Origin of the sequence: Microbacterium sp., assembly GCF_047972865.1 — a bacterium.
Lineage (GTDB): Bacteria > Actinomycetota > Actinomycetes > Actinomycetales > Microbacteriaceae > Microbacterium.
This window is the reverse complement of sequence record NZ_JBKEAY010000149.1, coordinates 10190-27021: the sequence shown is the minus strand read 5'-3', so window position 1 is coordinate 27021 and position 16832 is coordinate 10190. Positions and strand designations below refer to the sequence as shown.

General features: G+C 71.2%; 9 protein-coding genes. All 9 read right to left on the bottom strand.

The window, feature by feature from the left end; all coding sequences use genetic code 11:
• Positions 1-165: 165 nt before the first annotated feature.
• A complete protein-coding gene (gene fusA / locus ACK5KK_RS09280) occupies positions 166-2280 on the bottom strand; it encodes an elongation factor G (RefSeq protein ID WP_416889799.1) in 2115 nt (704 codons plus the stop codon).
• Between the two features lie 111 nt (positions 2281-2391).
• Positions 2392-2862 carry a 30S ribosomal protein S7 gene (gene rpsG / locus ACK5KK_RS09275; RefSeq protein WP_416889798.1) on the bottom strand — a complete coding sequence of 157 codons (471 nt, stop codon included), beginning with the start codon at positions 2860-2862 and terminating at the stop codon, positions 2392-2394.
• A gap of 5 nt (positions 2863-2867) precedes the next feature.
• Complete coding sequence (gene rpsL, locus ACK5KK_RS09270) at positions 2868-3236, bottom strand: 30S ribosomal protein S12 (protein ID WP_018171438.1); 369 nt, start codon at positions 3234-3236, stop codon at positions 2868-2870.
• Positions 3237-3533: 297 nt separating this feature from the next.
• Entirely contained in the window at positions 3534-4991 is a 1458-nt protein-coding gene (locus ACK5KK_RS09265; RefSeq protein WP_416889797.1) for a DUF5684 domain-containing protein, read from the bottom strand.
• Complete coding sequence (locus tag ACK5KK_RS09260; protein ID WP_416889796.1) at positions 4988-7405, bottom strand: transglutaminase domain-containing protein; 2418 nt, start codon at positions 7403-7405, stop codon at positions 4988-4990. The genes ACK5KK_RS09265 and ACK5KK_RS09260 overlap by 4 nt, the downstream gene beginning before the upstream one ends.
• Positions 7402-8754, bottom strand: coding sequence for a DUF58 domain-containing protein (locus ACK5KK_RS09255; RefSeq protein ID WP_416889795.1), 1353 nt, complete (start codon positions 8752-8754; stop codon positions 7402-7404). Before ACK5KK_RS09255 ends, ACK5KK_RS09260 begins: the two co-directional genes overlap by 4 nt.
• Entirely contained in the window at positions 8751-9716 is a 966-nt protein-coding gene (locus ACK5KK_RS09250) for an AAA family ATPase (protein ID WP_416889794.1), read from the bottom strand. The genes ACK5KK_RS09255 and ACK5KK_RS09250 overlap by 4 nt, the downstream gene beginning before the upstream one ends.
• Positions 9717-9747: 31 nt before the next feature.
• Positions 9748-15660, bottom strand: coding sequence for an Ig-like domain-containing protein (locus ACK5KK_RS09245; RefSeq protein ID WP_416889800.1), 5913 nt, complete (start codon positions 15658-15660; stop codon positions 9748-9750).
• Positions 15660-16784, bottom strand: a complete 1125-nt coding sequence (locus ACK5KK_RS09240; RefSeq protein ID WP_416889793.1) for a serine/threonine-protein kinase — start codon at positions 16782-16784, stop codon at positions 15660-15662. Before ACK5KK_RS09240 ends, ACK5KK_RS09245 begins: the two co-directional genes overlap by 1 nt.
• Positions 16785-16832: the final 48 nt, after the last annotated feature.

Here is a 16832-nt window from a genome sequence, read left to right as displayed (position 1 = left end):
GTTCCGATGTTCACGTGCGGCTTGGTCCGCTCGAACTTGGCCTTGGCCACTGGGTCCTCCTCAGGACGGTCGTGTAGAGATTCCGGGCACTGGATTGCGACCGGGCGTCTACGGGGATGTTTCTAGTGTAGGTGTATGAAGTTGTGGGAAAGAGGAGAGTGAGGGTCACTCACCCTTGGTCTTCTGGATGATCTCCTCGGCGACGGCCTTGGGCACCTCGGCGTACGAGTCGAACTCCATCGAGTACACCGCCCGGCCCGAGGTCTTCGACCGCAGATCGCCGATGTAGCCGAACATCTCGGACAGCGGCACCAGCGCGCGCACCACCTTGACGCCGGCGGCGTCCTCCATCGACTGGATCTGGCCGCGACGGGAGTTCAGGTCGCCGATGACGTCGCCCATGTACTCCTCCGGCGTACGCACCTCGACGGCCATCAGCGGCTCGAGCAGCACGGGGCTGGCCTTGCGCGCGGCCTCCTTGAAGCCCATCGACCCGGCGATCTTGAACGCCATCTCCGACGAGTCCACATCGTGCGACTGACCGTCGGTCAGCGTCGCCTTGATGCCGACCATCGGGTACCCGGCGAGGATGCCGACATTCATCGCATCCTGGAAACCGGCATCCACCGACGGGATGTACTCGCGCGGCACACGGCCACCGGTGACCTCGTTGCCGAACTCGTAGATCTTGTCGCCCTCGACGGCCATCGGCTCCAGGCGGAACTGGATCTTCGCGAACTGACCCGACCCACCGGTCTGCTTCTTGTGGGTGTAGTCGTGACGCTCGACGGTCTTGCGGATCGTCTCGCGGTACGCCACCTGCGGCTTGCCGACGTTGGCCTCGACCTTGAACTCGCGCTTCATGCGGTCCACGAGGATGTCCAGGTGCAGTTCGCCCATGCCCTTGATGACGGTCTGACCGGTCTCGGCGTTCTGCTCCACGCGGAACGTCGGGTCCTCTTCGGCGAGCTTCTGGATCGCCAGCGACAGCTTCTCCTGGTCTGCCTTCGTCTTCGGCTCGATGGCCACCTCGATGACCGGCTCCGGGAAGGTCATCGACTCCAGCACCACCGGGTGCGACGGGTCGGCCAGGGTGTCACCGGTCGTGGTGTCCTTCAGGCCGATCACGGCGTAGATGTGACCGGCGGTGACCGAGTCGACCGGGTTCTCCTTGTTGGCGTGCATCTGGAAGATCTTCCCGATGCGCTCCTTCTTCTGCTTGGTCGCGTTGACCACCTGAGCACCCGAGTCGAGGTGACCGGAGTACACGCGGATGTAGGTCAACCGACCGAAGAACGGATGCGTCACGATCTTGAACGCCAGCGCCGCGAACGGCTCCGACGCGTCGGCGTGACGCTCGATGACGATCTCCTCGTCCTTCGGGTCGTGCGCCTCGATGGCGGGCACGTCCAGCGGCGACGGCAGGTAGTCGACGACGGCATCCAGCATCGGCTGCACACCGCGGTTCTTGAACGCCGAACCACACAGCACCGGGTATGCCTCGCCGGCGATCGTCAGCTTGCGGATCGCGCCCTTGATCTCCTCGGGCGTGAGCTCCTCGCCGCCGAAGTACTTCTCCAGCAGCGCGTCGTCGGTCTCGGCGACCGCTTCGAGCAGCTTCTCGCGGTACTCGGCGACCTTGTCGGCCATGTCGGCCGGGATCTCCTGGATCTCGTACTTGGCGCCCATCGTCACGTCGCCCTTGGCGTCGCCGGGCCACACCAGCGCGCGGCGGTAGATGAGGTCGATGACACCGACGAAGTCGTTCTCGACACCGATCGGCAGCTGCAGCACGAGCGGCTTCGCCTTCAGGCGGTTCACGATCGTGTCGACCGTGAAGTAGAAGTCGGCACCGAGCTTGTCCATCTTGTTGACGAAGCAGATGCGCGGCACGTTGTACTTGTCGGCCTGTCGCCACACCGTCTCGGACTGGGGCTCCACGCCCTCCTTGCCGTCGAAGACCGCAACGGCACCGTCGAGAACGCGCAGCGAACGCTCCACCTCGACGGTGAAGTCGACGTGGCCGGGCGTGTCGATGATGTTGACCTGGTTGTTCTCCCAGAAGCAGGTGACGGCAGCCGACGTGATCGTGATGCCGCGTTCCTGCTCCTGCTCCATCCAGTCCGTCGTCGCCGCACCGTCGTGCGTCTCACCGATCTTGTGGTTCACACCGGTGTAGAACAGGATGCGCTCGGTCGTCGTCGTCTTTCCGGCATCGATGTGCGCCATGATGCCGATGTTGCGGACCTTGTGAAGGTCGGTGAGCACTTCTTGTGCCACGGGGTGTCCTATCTGCTAGCTGTGGAGACGTTTGTCTGTGGTTGCGACCCGGTGCGGCCCGACGGGGGCCCGGGGACCGGTCCGGCCCCGGGCACCGGTGCCCTGCGGTGACTACCAGCGGTAGTGCGCGAAAGCCCGGTTCGACTCGGCCATCTTGTGGGTGTCTTCACGGCGCTTGACCGCGGCACCCAGACCGTTCGACGCGTCGAGGATCTCGTTCTGCAGGCGCTCGGTCATCGTCTTCTCACGACGCCCCTTGGCGTAGCTGACGAGCCAGCGCAGCGCGAGGGTGTTCGCGCGGTGCGGCTTGACCTCGACGGGCACCTGATCGGTCGAGCCACCGACGCGGCGGCTCTTGACCTCGAGGGTCGGGCGCACGTTGTCGAGCGCCTTCTTGAGCGTCGCGACGGCGTCTTGCCCGTTCTTGGCCTCGACGCCCTGGAGGGCGCCGTAGACGATCGACTCGGCGAGCGACTTCTTGCCGTCGACGAGGATCTTGTTGACCAGCTGGGTGACGATCGGCGCACCGTACACCGGGTCGTTGACGACGACGCGACGAGGCGCGGGTCCCTTGCGAGGCATCGGGGTCAGCCCTTCTTGGCGCCGTAGCGACTACGGGCCTGCTTGCGGTTCTTGACGGCCTGGGTGTCCAGGGCGCCGCGGACGATCTTGTAACGCACACCGGGCAGGTCCTTCACACGACCGCCACGCACCAGCACGAGCGAGTGCTCCTGCAGGTTGTGCCCCTCACCGGGGATGTAGGCGGTGACCTCGGTGCCGTTGCGCAGCTTGACACGGGCGACCTTGCGCATCGCCGAGTTCGGCTTCTTGGGGGTGGTCGTGTACACACGGGTGCACACGCCGGCCTGCTGCGGGTTCGCCTTCAGTGCGGGCGCCTTGGTCTTGCTGACCTTGGGCGACCGGCCCTTGCGAACCAACTGCTGAATGGTTGGCACGTTCTCTCCTTGTTGTGCTGCGCGGCGCCCATCGGCTCCGCACAGGTGCTGCACGGTGACAGCTTCGTGGTTTCACCACAGATCCGCTCGCGCCGGGCGAGAGCCCGACGCTCCGTGAGTGGATATGCCGTGGGGGTGACCTGTTCGCAGATCGATCCCGTTCGTGTGTCCCGGCACTCCCCCGCCGATGCCGTGGCACGACGTAGGGCGCGCCTGATCGCACACCCGCTCAATGATACGCCCGACCGCGCGACCGGTCAAAACGACCCCGTTGCGCCGGCGGGCCGGGCGGGGCCGTCACCCCTCGGTGCGCAGCACCCGGAACTCGGCGTCGCCGAGCAGGAACGACTCTCCCACCGCGACGGCCTCCCCGGGCTCGAGCTCGACCTCCGTGCCCGGCTCCAGGACCACCAGGACACCGTTCGTGGAATGCAGATCCGTCACGTGCCACACCTCGTCGCGCAGTTCGATCAGCGCGTGCCGCTTCGAGACGGTGCGGGTGGGATCGATCAGCGAGATCAGCTGGGCATCGGGATGCTCCTCGACCGAGGTGGGCCGACGCCCCAGCACCGCCGCGTCCGCGGTCAGCGCGATCGACGCGCCGTCGGGCAGCACGAGCTGCCACCGCGGCCGGTGGCGACTGGAGATGACGGTGCGCTCCATATCGTCCTCGAGTGCGGAATCCTGTTCGCGCTGCTGGGCGATCACAGCGGTGTCGGCCGGCTGCGGGGCACCCGCCACCGGCGAGCCGATCACCGCCGAGGTCTCCCCGGACACCTCCGGGAAATCCTCGCTCGTAGCCATCGCCGCCGCCTCGCGCGCCTTCTGCTCCCGCAGCCGGGCCCGCGTCAACGCCGGCGGCACCTGATCCACCGGCGCGGATGCCTGATACCCCGGAACCGAGGAGATCGGCGCCTCCTCGACGTCGGCCGGCGTGGCCGTGTTCGGCGGGAACGGTGCGGGTGCATCAGCCGAGACCTCATCGGGCCACGCACCGTCGTCGAACACCCCGTCGATCATCGACAGCGGTTCGGTCGGCGGACCCTCGGCGCCGGGCCGGCGCTCATCCGACGGGGCCGCCGCCCGGACGGGCGGGGGCGCAACCGCGGGCGACGCCGCCGCGCCCGGCGGCGGGATGGTCGGCGCGAACGGGTTCAGCGTGACCTCGCCGGGCGCATCCGCGAACGGCGAGGCCGACTCCGGCGAGACCGGAGGGGGCGCGAACGACTCCGCCTCGACGTCGGCCGCGACCGCGGCATCCACCGTCGGCAGCGGCGGCATCGGGGGCAGCGGCGGCGGGGGTGGCAGCGGCGGCGCGGCGAAATCGGCGCCGTCGTCGGTGTCCGGCGACGCCGCGTTCGCCGCCGACGGTGGGCGCGCTCCCAACCACCGCGCCGGACCGAACCCGAGAATGCCGACCCACACCGGGAACAGCAGCGCCGCCACGACCGTCATGGGCGAACCGTATCCGAACCCCGGCCCGAGACGATGAGCCGCCACGACCACGAGCGCGTAGACGATGAGCATTCCCAGTCCGGGGATGATCAGCAGCAGCACGAGCCACGGGTTGAACCCGCCCCAGCGCAACAACACGGCGAGGTTCAGGAACGGCACCCAACCCTTCCACGCGGCTTCGCCCATCTTGCGGAACATCGCCGACAGCGCAAGCGCCAGCCACACGTACAGCGCCACGACGATCACCGAGGACAGCGATACGAGAACCGTGAGCGACGTCGCATCAGCAGTCGGGTTCATGTCATGCGCCTTGATCCGCGGATCAGCGGCTCCCCCCCTCCAGAGGTCCGATGGGGCACTCGAGTCAAGGCCCCCAAACGTGCGAACGACCTCAACGATACGGCGGAACGTACGCGAGTCCAGAATCCGGGGGTGAATCGTCGCCGTTCGCTGTCGACCACGCGCCAGTATTCCGCGGCCTGGGATGCGGTCGACGGATGCCCCGAATAGTCCGCCCGATCGGCCTCCGCGGCCAGCGAGAACGCCCGCGCGCTGGCGTAGAGCTCTGCCGTCTCGGCCCGCGTTCGGCGCCCGGGGGCGCCCCGGCCCGCGTCGACGGCGGCGTCGACGTACTCCCGCCAGCCCCCCGTGATCGCATCCCCCGCACCCGGAGCCCGCCGTCGTCGCCGCCGTCGCAGCGCTTTGAGGGCGACGACGGCCAGGAACGGACCGGCCACCAGCAGCAGCACACCACCCACGATTCCGGCCACCCGCACCGCCGGCCACAGCCACGCCAGATCCGCGGCGGCATCCGGCGTCGGCTCGCGCACGGTGTCGTTCTGCGAGGGACGGGGCGGGGTGACCTCCTCGATCGTGTCGGGATCGACCTCCGTCGGCACCCGCGGCTCGCGACGCTGCGTCACCTCGAGACTCGGCACGACCTCGTGCTGCGGCGACACGTCGACGGCGACCCATTCCCCCGACGCCGCCCGCACCTCGAGCCAGGCCGCGAGGTCGCCGGCCCGGCAGCGTCCGTCCTCGCACACCGGCAGCCCCTCGCCGGAACTCAACCGGGCGCCCACGACGATCCTGGCGGGAAACCCCAGCTGCTGCGCGATGAGGCTGGCCGCGACGGCGAACTGCTCGTCGTCACCCACGGCGGCGACGTAATTGCCTGACTCCGCCGCACGCGGGTCGGCTTCGCGGGTGAGGAGCGCCTCGAACATGGCGTCGACGCGCCCGACCGAGTGACCGGCCGTGCTCGGGACGAACGGCGCGCCGTCGAGGTCACGCTGCCACAGCTGAGATGTCTCGTCGAGCCCATGGCTGAGATACCCGCGCTCGCGGAGCAACTCGACCAGACGGGCCAAGGCCTCACCGCCGTCACCCTCGCGGTGCTCGTCCACCCAGTTCGACAGCCCCTGCGGGATCTCGACATCGGGCACCACGCCGGGGGCGACGATCTCCGACAGCTTCGGCACGGCCGGCACGGTGGCGCGCACCACGTAGCGGTCCCCCTCCGCCCACGGCGCGATCTGCACCGCCGCGTCGAGCCCCCGGCTGAAGTAGAACCGATCCGACAGCGTCGCGGCGCGGGAACCGTCGAAGGTCGCGCTCTGCAGGGATCCGATGATCGGCATCCAGATCCCGGTCATCCGTCCCACCACCACCGTCGCCTCGACCTCTGCACCGTCCCGGGCCGGCACCGACGAGGGCACCCGGTCGAACCGGTCACCCGATCCGGTGCGATATGACACCCCGTCGTACTCGTCCAGGACAGCCAAGCGCACGCGATCGGGGAGATCGGCGCCGTCGACCGTGAACCAGACCTCGTCGACGAAGTCGTCCGCGAACAGCACGCGGTACCCGCTGAGCGGGCTGACCGCGCGGGTCACCTCCACATCGGGGCCGGTCGTTCCGCGAAGCACGGTGCGCTCGGATCCCGCGGCGGCCGGCACCACCGCCGCCGCCGCCAGTACCGCGACCAGCACCATCCCCAGCCCGTACAGGCCTCGCCGCGACCACACCCCACCCGGCGCACGCCGCAAGCGCACCCCGCTCGCCCGGGCAGATGCGCGCAGCACGCCGCGCCGCCGCTCTCTCGCTCGCCACGACAACCACAGCACCCCGGCCAACAGCGTGCCCAGGCCCACGACCGTCTCCACCGGCGCGTCAATGCGAACCGGGCCCCACACGAGGGTGTCGCTCACGCTCGTGCGCCCGAACAGCAGGCCGAAGCAGGCCATCGTCACCGTGACCGGCACGGCACCGACGGCAACCCGGCCCCTGCGCCACGCGAGCATCGCTGCGGCGCAGGTGCCGACGAGAAAAACCACCAGCGCCGGCACCAGCAGGTTGCGATACGACCCCACCGGTAGCTCGACGGTGAGCAGATCCTTCCACCCGAAGACCAGTCCGCCGGCGAGCTCCAGTTCACCGCGCAACAGCTCCAGCGGTCCCCCCACACGCGCGGGAACGGCGAGCGGCACCCCCAGCAGCAGCACCGCCGCGGCCAGCATGCCCGACACCGCCCACCCGCCCCAGCGCCGCGCCGTGGCGATCGCCGCGATCCCGGCGGCGACGGCCACCGCGACGGCGACCAGCACCAGGAACGCACCCGACCGGTAAATCGGCCAGGCCGCGACGGCGGCGAGCGCCGTGCATACCCCGACGTACAGCGACCCGGCCACCACCCGCGCGGTCGCGGCGCTCACCCCGTCGCCCCCCGCGCCAAGAGGCCGGCGAGGTCGTCGAGCACGCCGACGGTCACGACGGTGAGGTTCCCGAGCTGCTGCGAACGCGGGTGCGCCCGCTCGTCGCACACCACCGCGAGCACCGAGGTGCCCACCGAGAAGGCCAGCGCCGCATGGCGAAGTGCCGCCAGGCCCACTCGCGAACCCGCCACGACGACGGCGATCGACAGCCGCTCACCGGCTTCGGCGGTCAACCGGCACACGTCGGCGATGGACATCGTGTTCGTCAGCCGTTGCACACCGCTGAACCCGTCCAGCAGCTGCCGCGGCCCGCGGGACGAGAGGCGGCGGATCGCCCGCAGCCGGCCGCGCACGACCCGCGGGATCTCGGCGCCGACGACGATGTCGAGGTCGCGCGCGTCGCGCAGCGCCCGCAGCGACAGCGACGCGGCACAACTGACGGCGAGCTCGAACTCGTCGGGCGACGCGAAGTCGCCCTCGCGGAGCGGAAACACGATCGCCATGCGCGACCGCCGCGACTCCTCGTACTGGCGCACCATCGGCCGGCCGGTCTTGGCCGTGGACTTCCAGTGGATCTGGCGTCTCGCGTCACCCGGAACGTATTCGCGGATGGCGTGGAACGACATGTCCGCGTCGACGAGACGCCGCGTGGGATTGCCGTCCAGATCGTGCACGAGACCCGAACTGGTCGAGGGCAACGCGACCGTGCGCGGGTGCACGTAGAGGTCGTGCACGTCCTCGAAGGCGTGCTCGCGGGACAGCAGCCCCAGCGGGTCGCTGCGCACGGTGATCGCCGGCCCCACCCGGAGCACACCGCGCGGCTGCGGCGGGATCTCGACGGTGCGGGCGACGTCCTGACCGGGACGCAGGAGCGGGATCGGGAACTCTACGATGCCGGCGCCGACCGGCACGTCGATGCGCCCGGGCAGCGCCGACCGCCGCCCGATGTTGCGCACCACGACCGCCCCGTCGACCTCGCTGCCGGCCACGATCCGCTCGTGCGAGAGCGTCAGGTCGACGCCGTACGAGCGGGAGCCGGCCAGGAACGGCACGCTCAGCACCAACAGGGCCAGCGCGGCGGCGGCCGCCACGATCCACTCCACCCAGCCGAACGCGATGCCGCCGATCAGGCCGAACGTCGCCGCCGCCAGCACGAACACCCCGGCGGGACGCACGGTGCGTACCACCGCGCGCGCGGCGGCCTGTGCCGTGTCGCGCGTGGCCCGCCACACTCGCGTGAGACCGATCGCGGCCCCCACCAGCGTCCGCGACCGCGCCGTGGTGACCTCGGTGCGGTCATCCGACGTGGTCCCCGCGGCGCGGGTCAGGCGGGTGTCGCCGCTGCTCACGATGAATGATGCCGGGTCGGGGGAGGAACGTCGAGCAGCACCTGACCGACGACCGACTCGGCGGTGACGCCGTCGAACTCCGCTTCGGGATGCAGCAGCAGCCGGTGCGCGAGCACCGCCACGGCGAGGCGCTTCACGTCGTCGGGCGTGACATAGGTCCGCCCCTGCGAGGCCGCCGCCGCCCGGGATGCCCGCGTCAGCGCGAGTGCCCCGCGGATACTGACCCCCAGGCGCACCTCGTCGGCGGACCGGGTCGCGTCCACGACCCGCGCGATGTAGTCGAGAACCCGCGCGTCGACGTACACGTCCGCGGCCAGATCGGCCATGCCCGTCAACGCCGCCGGCGTCACCACCACCGGCAGGTCGGCGGTGGCCACGGCCGCGCCGTCGAGGATCTGCACCGTCGCGGCCTGATCGGGGTAGCCGAGCGACGTGCGCAACAAGAACCGGTCCAGCTGCGCCTCGGGGAGCCGGTACGTACCGGCCTGCTCGACCGGGTTCTGCGTCGCGAGCACGAGGAACGGCCGGCCCACGTCGTGCGCCGTGCCGTCGACGGTCACCTGGCGTTCCTCCATGACCTCCAGGAGCGCGGACTGCGTCTTGGGGCTGGCGCGGTTGATCTCGTCGGCGAGCACGACGGTCGCGAAGACGGGCCCCGCGTGAAAGTCGAATCGGCCGGTCTTCTGGTCGTAGACGGTGATGCCGGTGATGTCACCGGGAAGCAGGTCCGGCGTGAACTGGATGCGCGAGGTCGTGCCCTGCACCGACTGCGCCACCGCGCGCGCCAGTGACGTCTTGCCGGTGCCGGGAACGTCTTCGAGCAGAACGTGCCCCTCGCTCAGCAGCGCGGTCAGTACCAGCTCGACCACGTGCCGCTTGCCGAGCACGGAACGCTCGATGTTGTCGGCGAGCTGACCGAACGTCTGCGCGAACCAGGTCGCCTGTTCCTGCGTGATCGTCATCCTGTCATCCTCGCTGATCGGCCGATGCGGGTCATGGTGCCGCCGGGGTGCACACGGCCGAGAACTCGGCGGTGGCCGGACGCAGGTTCCATCCCTGGCCACGCCAGTCGACCGTCACCCCGATCCCGGTGACCCGTACGGCGGCTTCCGGGACCCGCCACGGGTCGGCACCGGGGTCGAGTTCGTCCCCGTCGGCATCGAGGTACACCACATTGGCCGACGAGTACACGACGCGGGCGCGGTCGCCGGTCGAACTCGACCGGCCTGCGATAACCGTCCCTCCCACGCATGGATCGATCCACCACCGCGCCTGCACCTGGTACGGAGCGCTCCCCCGCGCAGGCGTCGCCGCGCCCCACTCCGACACCCACCATCCCGCGGAGTGCTCGTAGCGCACCTGGATGCCGGGGTCGGTGTCGAAGACGTCCGACGGGTGGCCACGGAAGACGACGTCGTTGCCGAACGGCGGCTGCTCGGACGACGTGGGCTCCTGGTCGATCGTCCAATTCGCCCGCTGCCCGTCGATGTGGGGCGTCGGGCCGACGGTGAACTCGTACCCCGTCGGCGCCGCCGTGGATTGGACCGCGCGCACCTCCCCCCGCGCGGCCGCCCTGCCGTAGCTGGTGCCGCCGGAGAACGACTCGACGCAGACCACGAACCGGTAGGCCCGCCCGTCGTCGAGCCCGCGGAAGGTCGCTGTGGCTTGCGTCCCCGACACCGTGCAGGTATGGCCGTCAGGGACGAACCCGTAACGCAACTGCGCCCCGTCGCCGCCGGGCACCGCCGTCGCGGTCGCGGTCACCGCGACGCGGCCGTTGCCGGTGTTGGTCGCCGTGAGTGTCAGCGCCACATCGGTCGGACGGCCGATCCCGTGCGCCGAGACGGTCGCCGACGGCGGCTCGGGCGCTTCGCCGTCGCTGGGCGGCGGCGAGAACCGGGACTGCGGTGTGACGGTGACCACGGTCGCCGTGTTCGCACCGACCCGATACGACGGCACCGACACCCGCGTCTGCCCCACCGCGACCGGCACGACCACGTCTTCGCCGGTCGGGCTGCTGATCTCGAGCGACGAGGTCGCGGCAGCGTCGACTCCGGCGATCTCGAGCGAGACGACGCCGCCGTCGCCGGTCGTGACCACGGGGGCCGCGGTGACCCGCTCCGGCGCCGCCGGGGCGGCATACGCCCACGCGGTGACGCTCGCCGACGACCGCGACGCACCGACGTCGTTGAGGGAGAACGCCTCGTACTCGCGTTTGTCCCCGTTGGGGGCGGTGAGCTCGGGGCACACTCCCTCCGCCGAGCACTGCCCCACGCTCATCCCCTGCCACCGCAGGTCGAAGCCGGTCACCGCCGGCGCCGCCTGGCCCGCCGCGCCCGGCTCGACCCGCAGGGTGACCGTCTCGTCGCCGTATGCCGCCACCGCGAGCCCGCCCGGCGCGGGCGGGTATCCCTGCAGCCGCAGGGTCACCGTGGCGTCGCGGTCGGCACCGCTGTCGCGCCCCTGCGCATCCCGCACCGTCACCGACGCCTTGCAGGTCGTGCCCGGTGCGTCGTCGGTCCACGACGCGCGGATGCTGTCGGGCTCGACCACCTCGAACGAGACCCCGCTGCAGCCGGCGCCGGCCCGTACCGCCGCCACGGTGAGCGGGGTCGACGGCAGCGGGTTGACCTCTCCCGTCGCGCCGATCACCTCGATCACGCACGACGACCCATCGGCCTGGCTGCACGTGGCGGTGACGGTCCCTCCCTGCGGGAGCGTGGACGGCACCGCGCCGACTCGCAGGTTGATGCGGGCCGGAGCCACACCGGGGTGGCTGGCGATCTCGACGATCACCGCCTCCTCGGTGCCGGGAACAGCCGCCCCGTCCGCCGTGATCGTGACGACCGACCCCTCGAGCGTCGCCGTGAACGCGCGGGACGGCGGCGCGATCTCGTAGCGCAACGACTCGGGGGCGGGCGTGCCGCGCCACCGGGTCATGTCGGCGAGGTCGTAGCTCTCGGACTGACCGGGGGCGACCGTCAGCGCCGCCGGACTGAGTTCGGGCTGCGGGTCGCGCGCGGTCACCGCGATCGGGATCGACAGCATCGTCCACTCGGCGGCGTCATCGGCGCGCACCGGCACCAGGCAGGCATCCGTCCACGGGGCGCCGGTGCCGGCGACGTACCGGACCGAGGTCGCGGAGCTCTGCTCGCAGCGGGCTGCCGCCCGCGAACCCGACGCCGTCACGGCGTCGCCCACCTGCACCGGCGCACCCGGCGGCCGCACCACGAGCGGCGCCACGTCGATGACCCGTTCGTCGCCCTCCGCGACGACGATCGGCGCCAGTCCGGGGCGCAACGCGAGGGGGGACTCGGCGGCGGCCGGGACCCGCAGGAACGCGTAGGTCGTGACCGGGTCCTCGCCGTCGAGCCCGGTCACCGAGAAGGGGATCAGGCGCGCGGCGTCGGTGAGTGCGCCGCGCAGCCGATCGCCGGACACCTCGACGTCGACGGGGCTGCCCCACAGACCCAGTTCGAGGTCGTCGACGTCGCCGCCGCCCCAGGTGACGGTGCCGTCCAGGACCGGCACCCCAGCGCCGAACTCGTCGCGGTCCTCCACCGTGAGCACGGTGTCGACCACGACCGGGTGCTCCGGCACCCGCTCCGGGATCACCCGCACCACGATCAGCCCCCGGGCGGTGTTCTTCGACGACGACGCCACGTCGTAGAGGAACGCCATCGTCCCCGGTTGCTCGCTCGCGGCGATCATCACCGTCCCGTCGTCGATCGACACGATCCGCTCCGCCAGCTGCGCGTACTCGGCGCTGTCGGCGCCGTCGAGCGTCTTCTCGGGCACGTCGGGGACGACGTCGGTGAGGTGGAGCCTGCCCTGCGTCGGGTCCACGTCGTTGGCCAGCGGGCTGATGCGGATCGTGTTCCCCGCGCCAGCCTGCACGTGGACGTAGTCGGTGTAGGTCACCGGGCTCGGGTTGGCATCGGTGTCGAGCACGCCCACCCGCACCCGACCCTCGCCCTCGGCGCCGGCGGCGTCGACGACCCGGTAGTGGAACTCGTACTGCCCGCGTGCCCCCGGAACGCTCGTGTAGACGATCGCGGTGCCGTCGGCCGAGATCGATGCCGACCCGCTCTCGGGTTGACTGACGATGGCATCCAGCCGCACCGCGTCACCGTCGGGGTCCACTCCGAAGCCGTCGAACGCGATCGACGTGGATAGCCCGCTGAGCACCCGACCGGACAGTGCCACCGGCAGCGGCGCCCGGTTCGCCTCGTCCGAGAGCACCCGGATGCGGACCACCGCGGTGTCGGTGTCGGAGGGTGATCCGGGCGTGTAGGCGGCGTACTCCACGGTGTACTCGCCGGGTTCGGCGGGGGCGAGGTAGCGCAGCACATCGGCCGACGCGAACGCGAGCGCACGGTCGGTCGACGAAACGACGCTGTCGGGCGCGATCCGCGGCCGCGAGCCGGCCGCGGAGATGTCGTTGCGCAACACCGGGATGTCGGTCTGGGTGCCCGCGCGCACCACGACGGTGTCGTCGACCGCGATCGGCGGCGCGTCCGGCGCCGGCGGCAGCAAGTACACCGTGGCCTGCCCGTCCACAGCCGCACCGGTGTCGTTCGTCCCGTCGCTGACGCGGTAGCCGACCGTGCCCAGCATCCCCGGTTCGCCATCGGACGTACTGCCGGAGACCCGCAGCTGGCTCTGGCCCACCGTGTCCACCGAGAGCGTCGCCCCCGCCGACGACGAGGGGATGACGTCGCTGATCAGCAGCACACGGTGCGTCGGGTTGGAGACCGCCGCGAACACGTCGACCGTCGCATCCACCTGCGGCCGCACGAAGGCCACGACCGGTGCCGTCGACAACTGCGCCGGAGCATCCTCGGGCAACAGGGTGATCCGTGCGATGCCGGTCGCCTCCCGGCCGGCGACGGCGACGGTCACCGCCACCCGGTACACCCCGGGACCGGCCGCCGAGAAGTCGAACTGGGTCGTCCCGCCGACCACGGTCGCCGTCGCCGCCGCGTCGTCGAGCACCCGGGCACCGGTGACGGTGGTCTCGCCGGCCGTTCCGGTCACGTGCGCGGCGACATCGACGGTCAGCCGGGAGCCGACGGTGTCGACGACCGCGAACGACTGCAGCACCGGCTGCGGTTCGCCGACCACCCGGATCTCCAGCGCCCGGGTCGAGATCGCCCCGCGCGCGTCAGCGACGCTGACCTGCACGGCGACAGTCTCGTCCGACGCGTTGCCGTCGTCGGCGTGCTGGAACACCACGTCGCCCGCCGGGGTCACCACGACGCTCCCGTGGCCGCTCCCCTCGGCCGACAGCAGCAGAACCGGGTCGCCCTCGGGATCGACCCAGTCCGACAGCACGGGCACGGTGACGGTGCCGCCGCGGGCGACCGTCGGCGACGGCCACTCCTGCCGGCAGTCGGAGACGCACCACTGCGGCGCCGTGTTCACGTCGTCGGCGGCCACGCGCAGCGTCACGACGGCCTCCTCGGAGAACAGTCCGTCCTCCGAGGTCCCGTCGGTCACCCGGTAGCGGAACGACGCCGTCCCCGAGGCATCGGCGCTCACCCGCACCACGAGGCGCTGCCGGTTGTCGGTGATGCTCAGCTCACCGAAACCCGGATCGAGCCCGGTCACCGACTCCGGGTCGATCGTGAGCACGTCCTCGTTGGGGTCGTGGTCGTTGAGCAGGTTCGGCAACGCCACCAACGCCCCCGGCCGCACCCCGAAGGCGTCATCGACGGCGACCGGCGGGCGGGGGTCGATCACGACGCGCTGCTCGTCCTCGGTCGGCTCCGCCTCCAGCTCGCGCCGCTGGTCCAGCGTCCAGTCCTGACTCGACGGCAGCAGCGCGCCGTCGGCGGCGCGCCACACCCAGCCGGAACGCGCGTCGTTGAGGACGACGGTCTCGCCCGACGCGGCGAACACCGGGCGGCGCTGCGAAGGCAGGCTGAGCCCGCCGTAGTCGAGGTCGGCTCGTCCGGTGTCGGAGCGCCACAGCGCACCCGGGCCCGCGCCCTCGGCCAGCCAGGCGCCGTACACGACCCCACCCACCCACACCGGCCGCGCGGGCGCACCTTGCACCGTCGCCCCGTCACCGAAGATCGACGTCGCATCCGAACCGTCGACCGGAATGCGCACCATCCCCGTCTCATCGGCGACGTACACGGCGTCACCATCGGATGCTGGCCGCGACATGAGGGCGCCCCCTCCGGTGCCGCTGGACTGCTCGTCCTCGGCGTCGGCGGTCCAATACATGCCGTTCGCGGAATCGAACAGAACCCACTCACCGTCCGCAGACGAGAGTTGCGGTGCGGTGAGCTCGGCCACGAGCGGGTCGCGTCCGCGCAGCTCCGACGCCGCGATGTCGTAGCGCAGCACGGCGCCGTCGGCCGCGGAGTAGCTCAGCAGAACGCCCCGCTCGTCGAGCGCGATGGCCTCGGCGGCGTACTGCGCGGCATCCTGGTTCTCGCGGGGCCCGTCGGGGTCGAGCCGGGAGGTGGTGCCCGACGACAACCGGCCCACGTGAACGGCCCCGTCGTCGGTGCGATACGCCACGAAGTCGCCCGCCGTCACCGTCTCGCGCACACCGCTGGGCGCCGACACCGCCGCTTCCAAACCGGCGGCATCCAGATCGACCGGCGCGGCCTCCTCGATGCGGACCAGCTTGCTGTCGCTGTCGGTGAACATGTAGACACCGTTCGCGGACGACACGATGCGCGTCGGGTTGGCGACGCTGCGCACCGTGTCGAGCTCGCCGACGACGGTGTTGACGCGGGCGTAGCGCTGCCCGTCCGATTGCAGCACCCACACCGAGGGATCGGTCGGCGGCGTGTCCTGCGCATCGAGTCCCGGCCAGACCACGCTGACCCCGGTCACCAGCGCCACCGCCGCCGCCGCGGCGATCAGCCCCGCCTTCGTGCGCGGTCGCATCACCCCGCCCCCATCGCGAGCGCGACCGCGACCCCGACGCCGACGCCGACCACGGCGACGACGCCCACGGCGACGAGCCACGGCCACACCGCCCGCCGCGTCGGCGTGCCGGAGATCTCGGAGTCCTCCTCGCGCACCGCGTACGTCGCGACCAGCGGAGGCGGCGTGCGCCGGCCCTCGACCACGACCCGGCTGCGCGCCGGCCCCCGCGCGGTCGCGTCTCCCAGTTCGAGCGGTTCGGGCATCCACTCCGCCGCCGGCACGTCGAGCGGTGTCGGCGACACCCCCCGCGAGCGCTGCACCTCCTGCATCGCCGCGCCGAACTCCTGCGCCGTGGCAAAACGGCGTTCGGGTTCACGGGCCATCGCGGTGGCCAGCACCTGCTGCAGGTCGTCGGGGACGTCGTCACGCGGCACGGGGACGAACGTGGCCCGGGTGATGCGGCGCCGCAACTGCTCGCGACTGTTCTGCCCCTTCTCCCGGCGCTCGAAGGGGCTGCGGCCGGCCAGCAGCGAGTAGATCGTCGCGCCGAGACTCCACACCTCGCTGGCCACCGTGCCCGACGTGTGCTCACCGACGACCTCGGGCGCGCTCCACGGCACCGACATCGCGAGGAGGTCGTCGGTCGAGCGCCGCGACAGCGACGCCGAGATGCCGAAGTCGGCCAGCACCGAGGAACCGAAGGTCGTCACCAGGATGTTGCTCGGCTTGACGTCACGATGGATCAGCCCCGCCCGGTGCGCCGACTCGAGCGCGCCCGCCAACCGCACCGCCGTGGTCATCACCTCATCGACATCGATGCGCTCCCAGCGGTAGCGCTGCGCGAACGAGTCCGGGCAGTACTCCATGACGATGTGCGGGCGTCCGTCGGCGGAGATCCCCGCCTGGTAGACGGTGACGATGGCCGGATGCGCCGACAGCTGCGCGAGCACGTCCGCCTCGGCATTGAACATGCGGATCAGGTCGGGCGACTGTTCCTGCGCCGGGAGCACCTTGACAGCGACCTGCCGGCGCGGCATGTCCTGCTGGTAGAGGAAGACGTCGGCGAAGCCGCCCGAGCCCAGCGGGCGCACGTAGTCCAAGCCGGCGAGAATGGGCGGCGCCGAGGGTAGCCTGCGCGCCATCCGTGCCCCTCACCGCCGTTCGCGGGCACATCCCTTGCCCAGCGTGTT

Excerpts from the sequence above, each read along its gene's own strand:
- rpsG (WP_416889798.1), bottom strand. The coding sequence starts at position 2,862 with ATGCCTCGCAAGGGACCCGCGCCTCGTCGCGTCGTCGTCAACGACCCG.
- ACK5KK_RS09265 (WP_416889797.1), bottom strand. The coding sequence starts at position 4,991 with ATGAACCCGACTGCTGATGCGACGTCGCTCACGGTTCTCGTATCGCTG.
- ACK5KK_RS09250 (WP_416889794.1), bottom strand. The coding sequence starts at position 9,716 with ATGACGATCACGCAGGAACAGGCGACCTGGTTCGCGCAGACGTTCGGT.
- ACK5KK_RS09245 (WP_416889800.1), bottom strand. The coding sequence starts at position 15,660 with ATGCGACCGCGCACGAAGGCGGGGCTGATCGCCGCGGCGGCGGCGGTG.
- ACK5KK_RS09240 (WP_416889793.1), bottom strand. The coding sequence starts at position 16,784 with ATGGCGCGCAGGCTACCCTCGGCGCCGCCCATTCTCGCCGGCTTGGAC.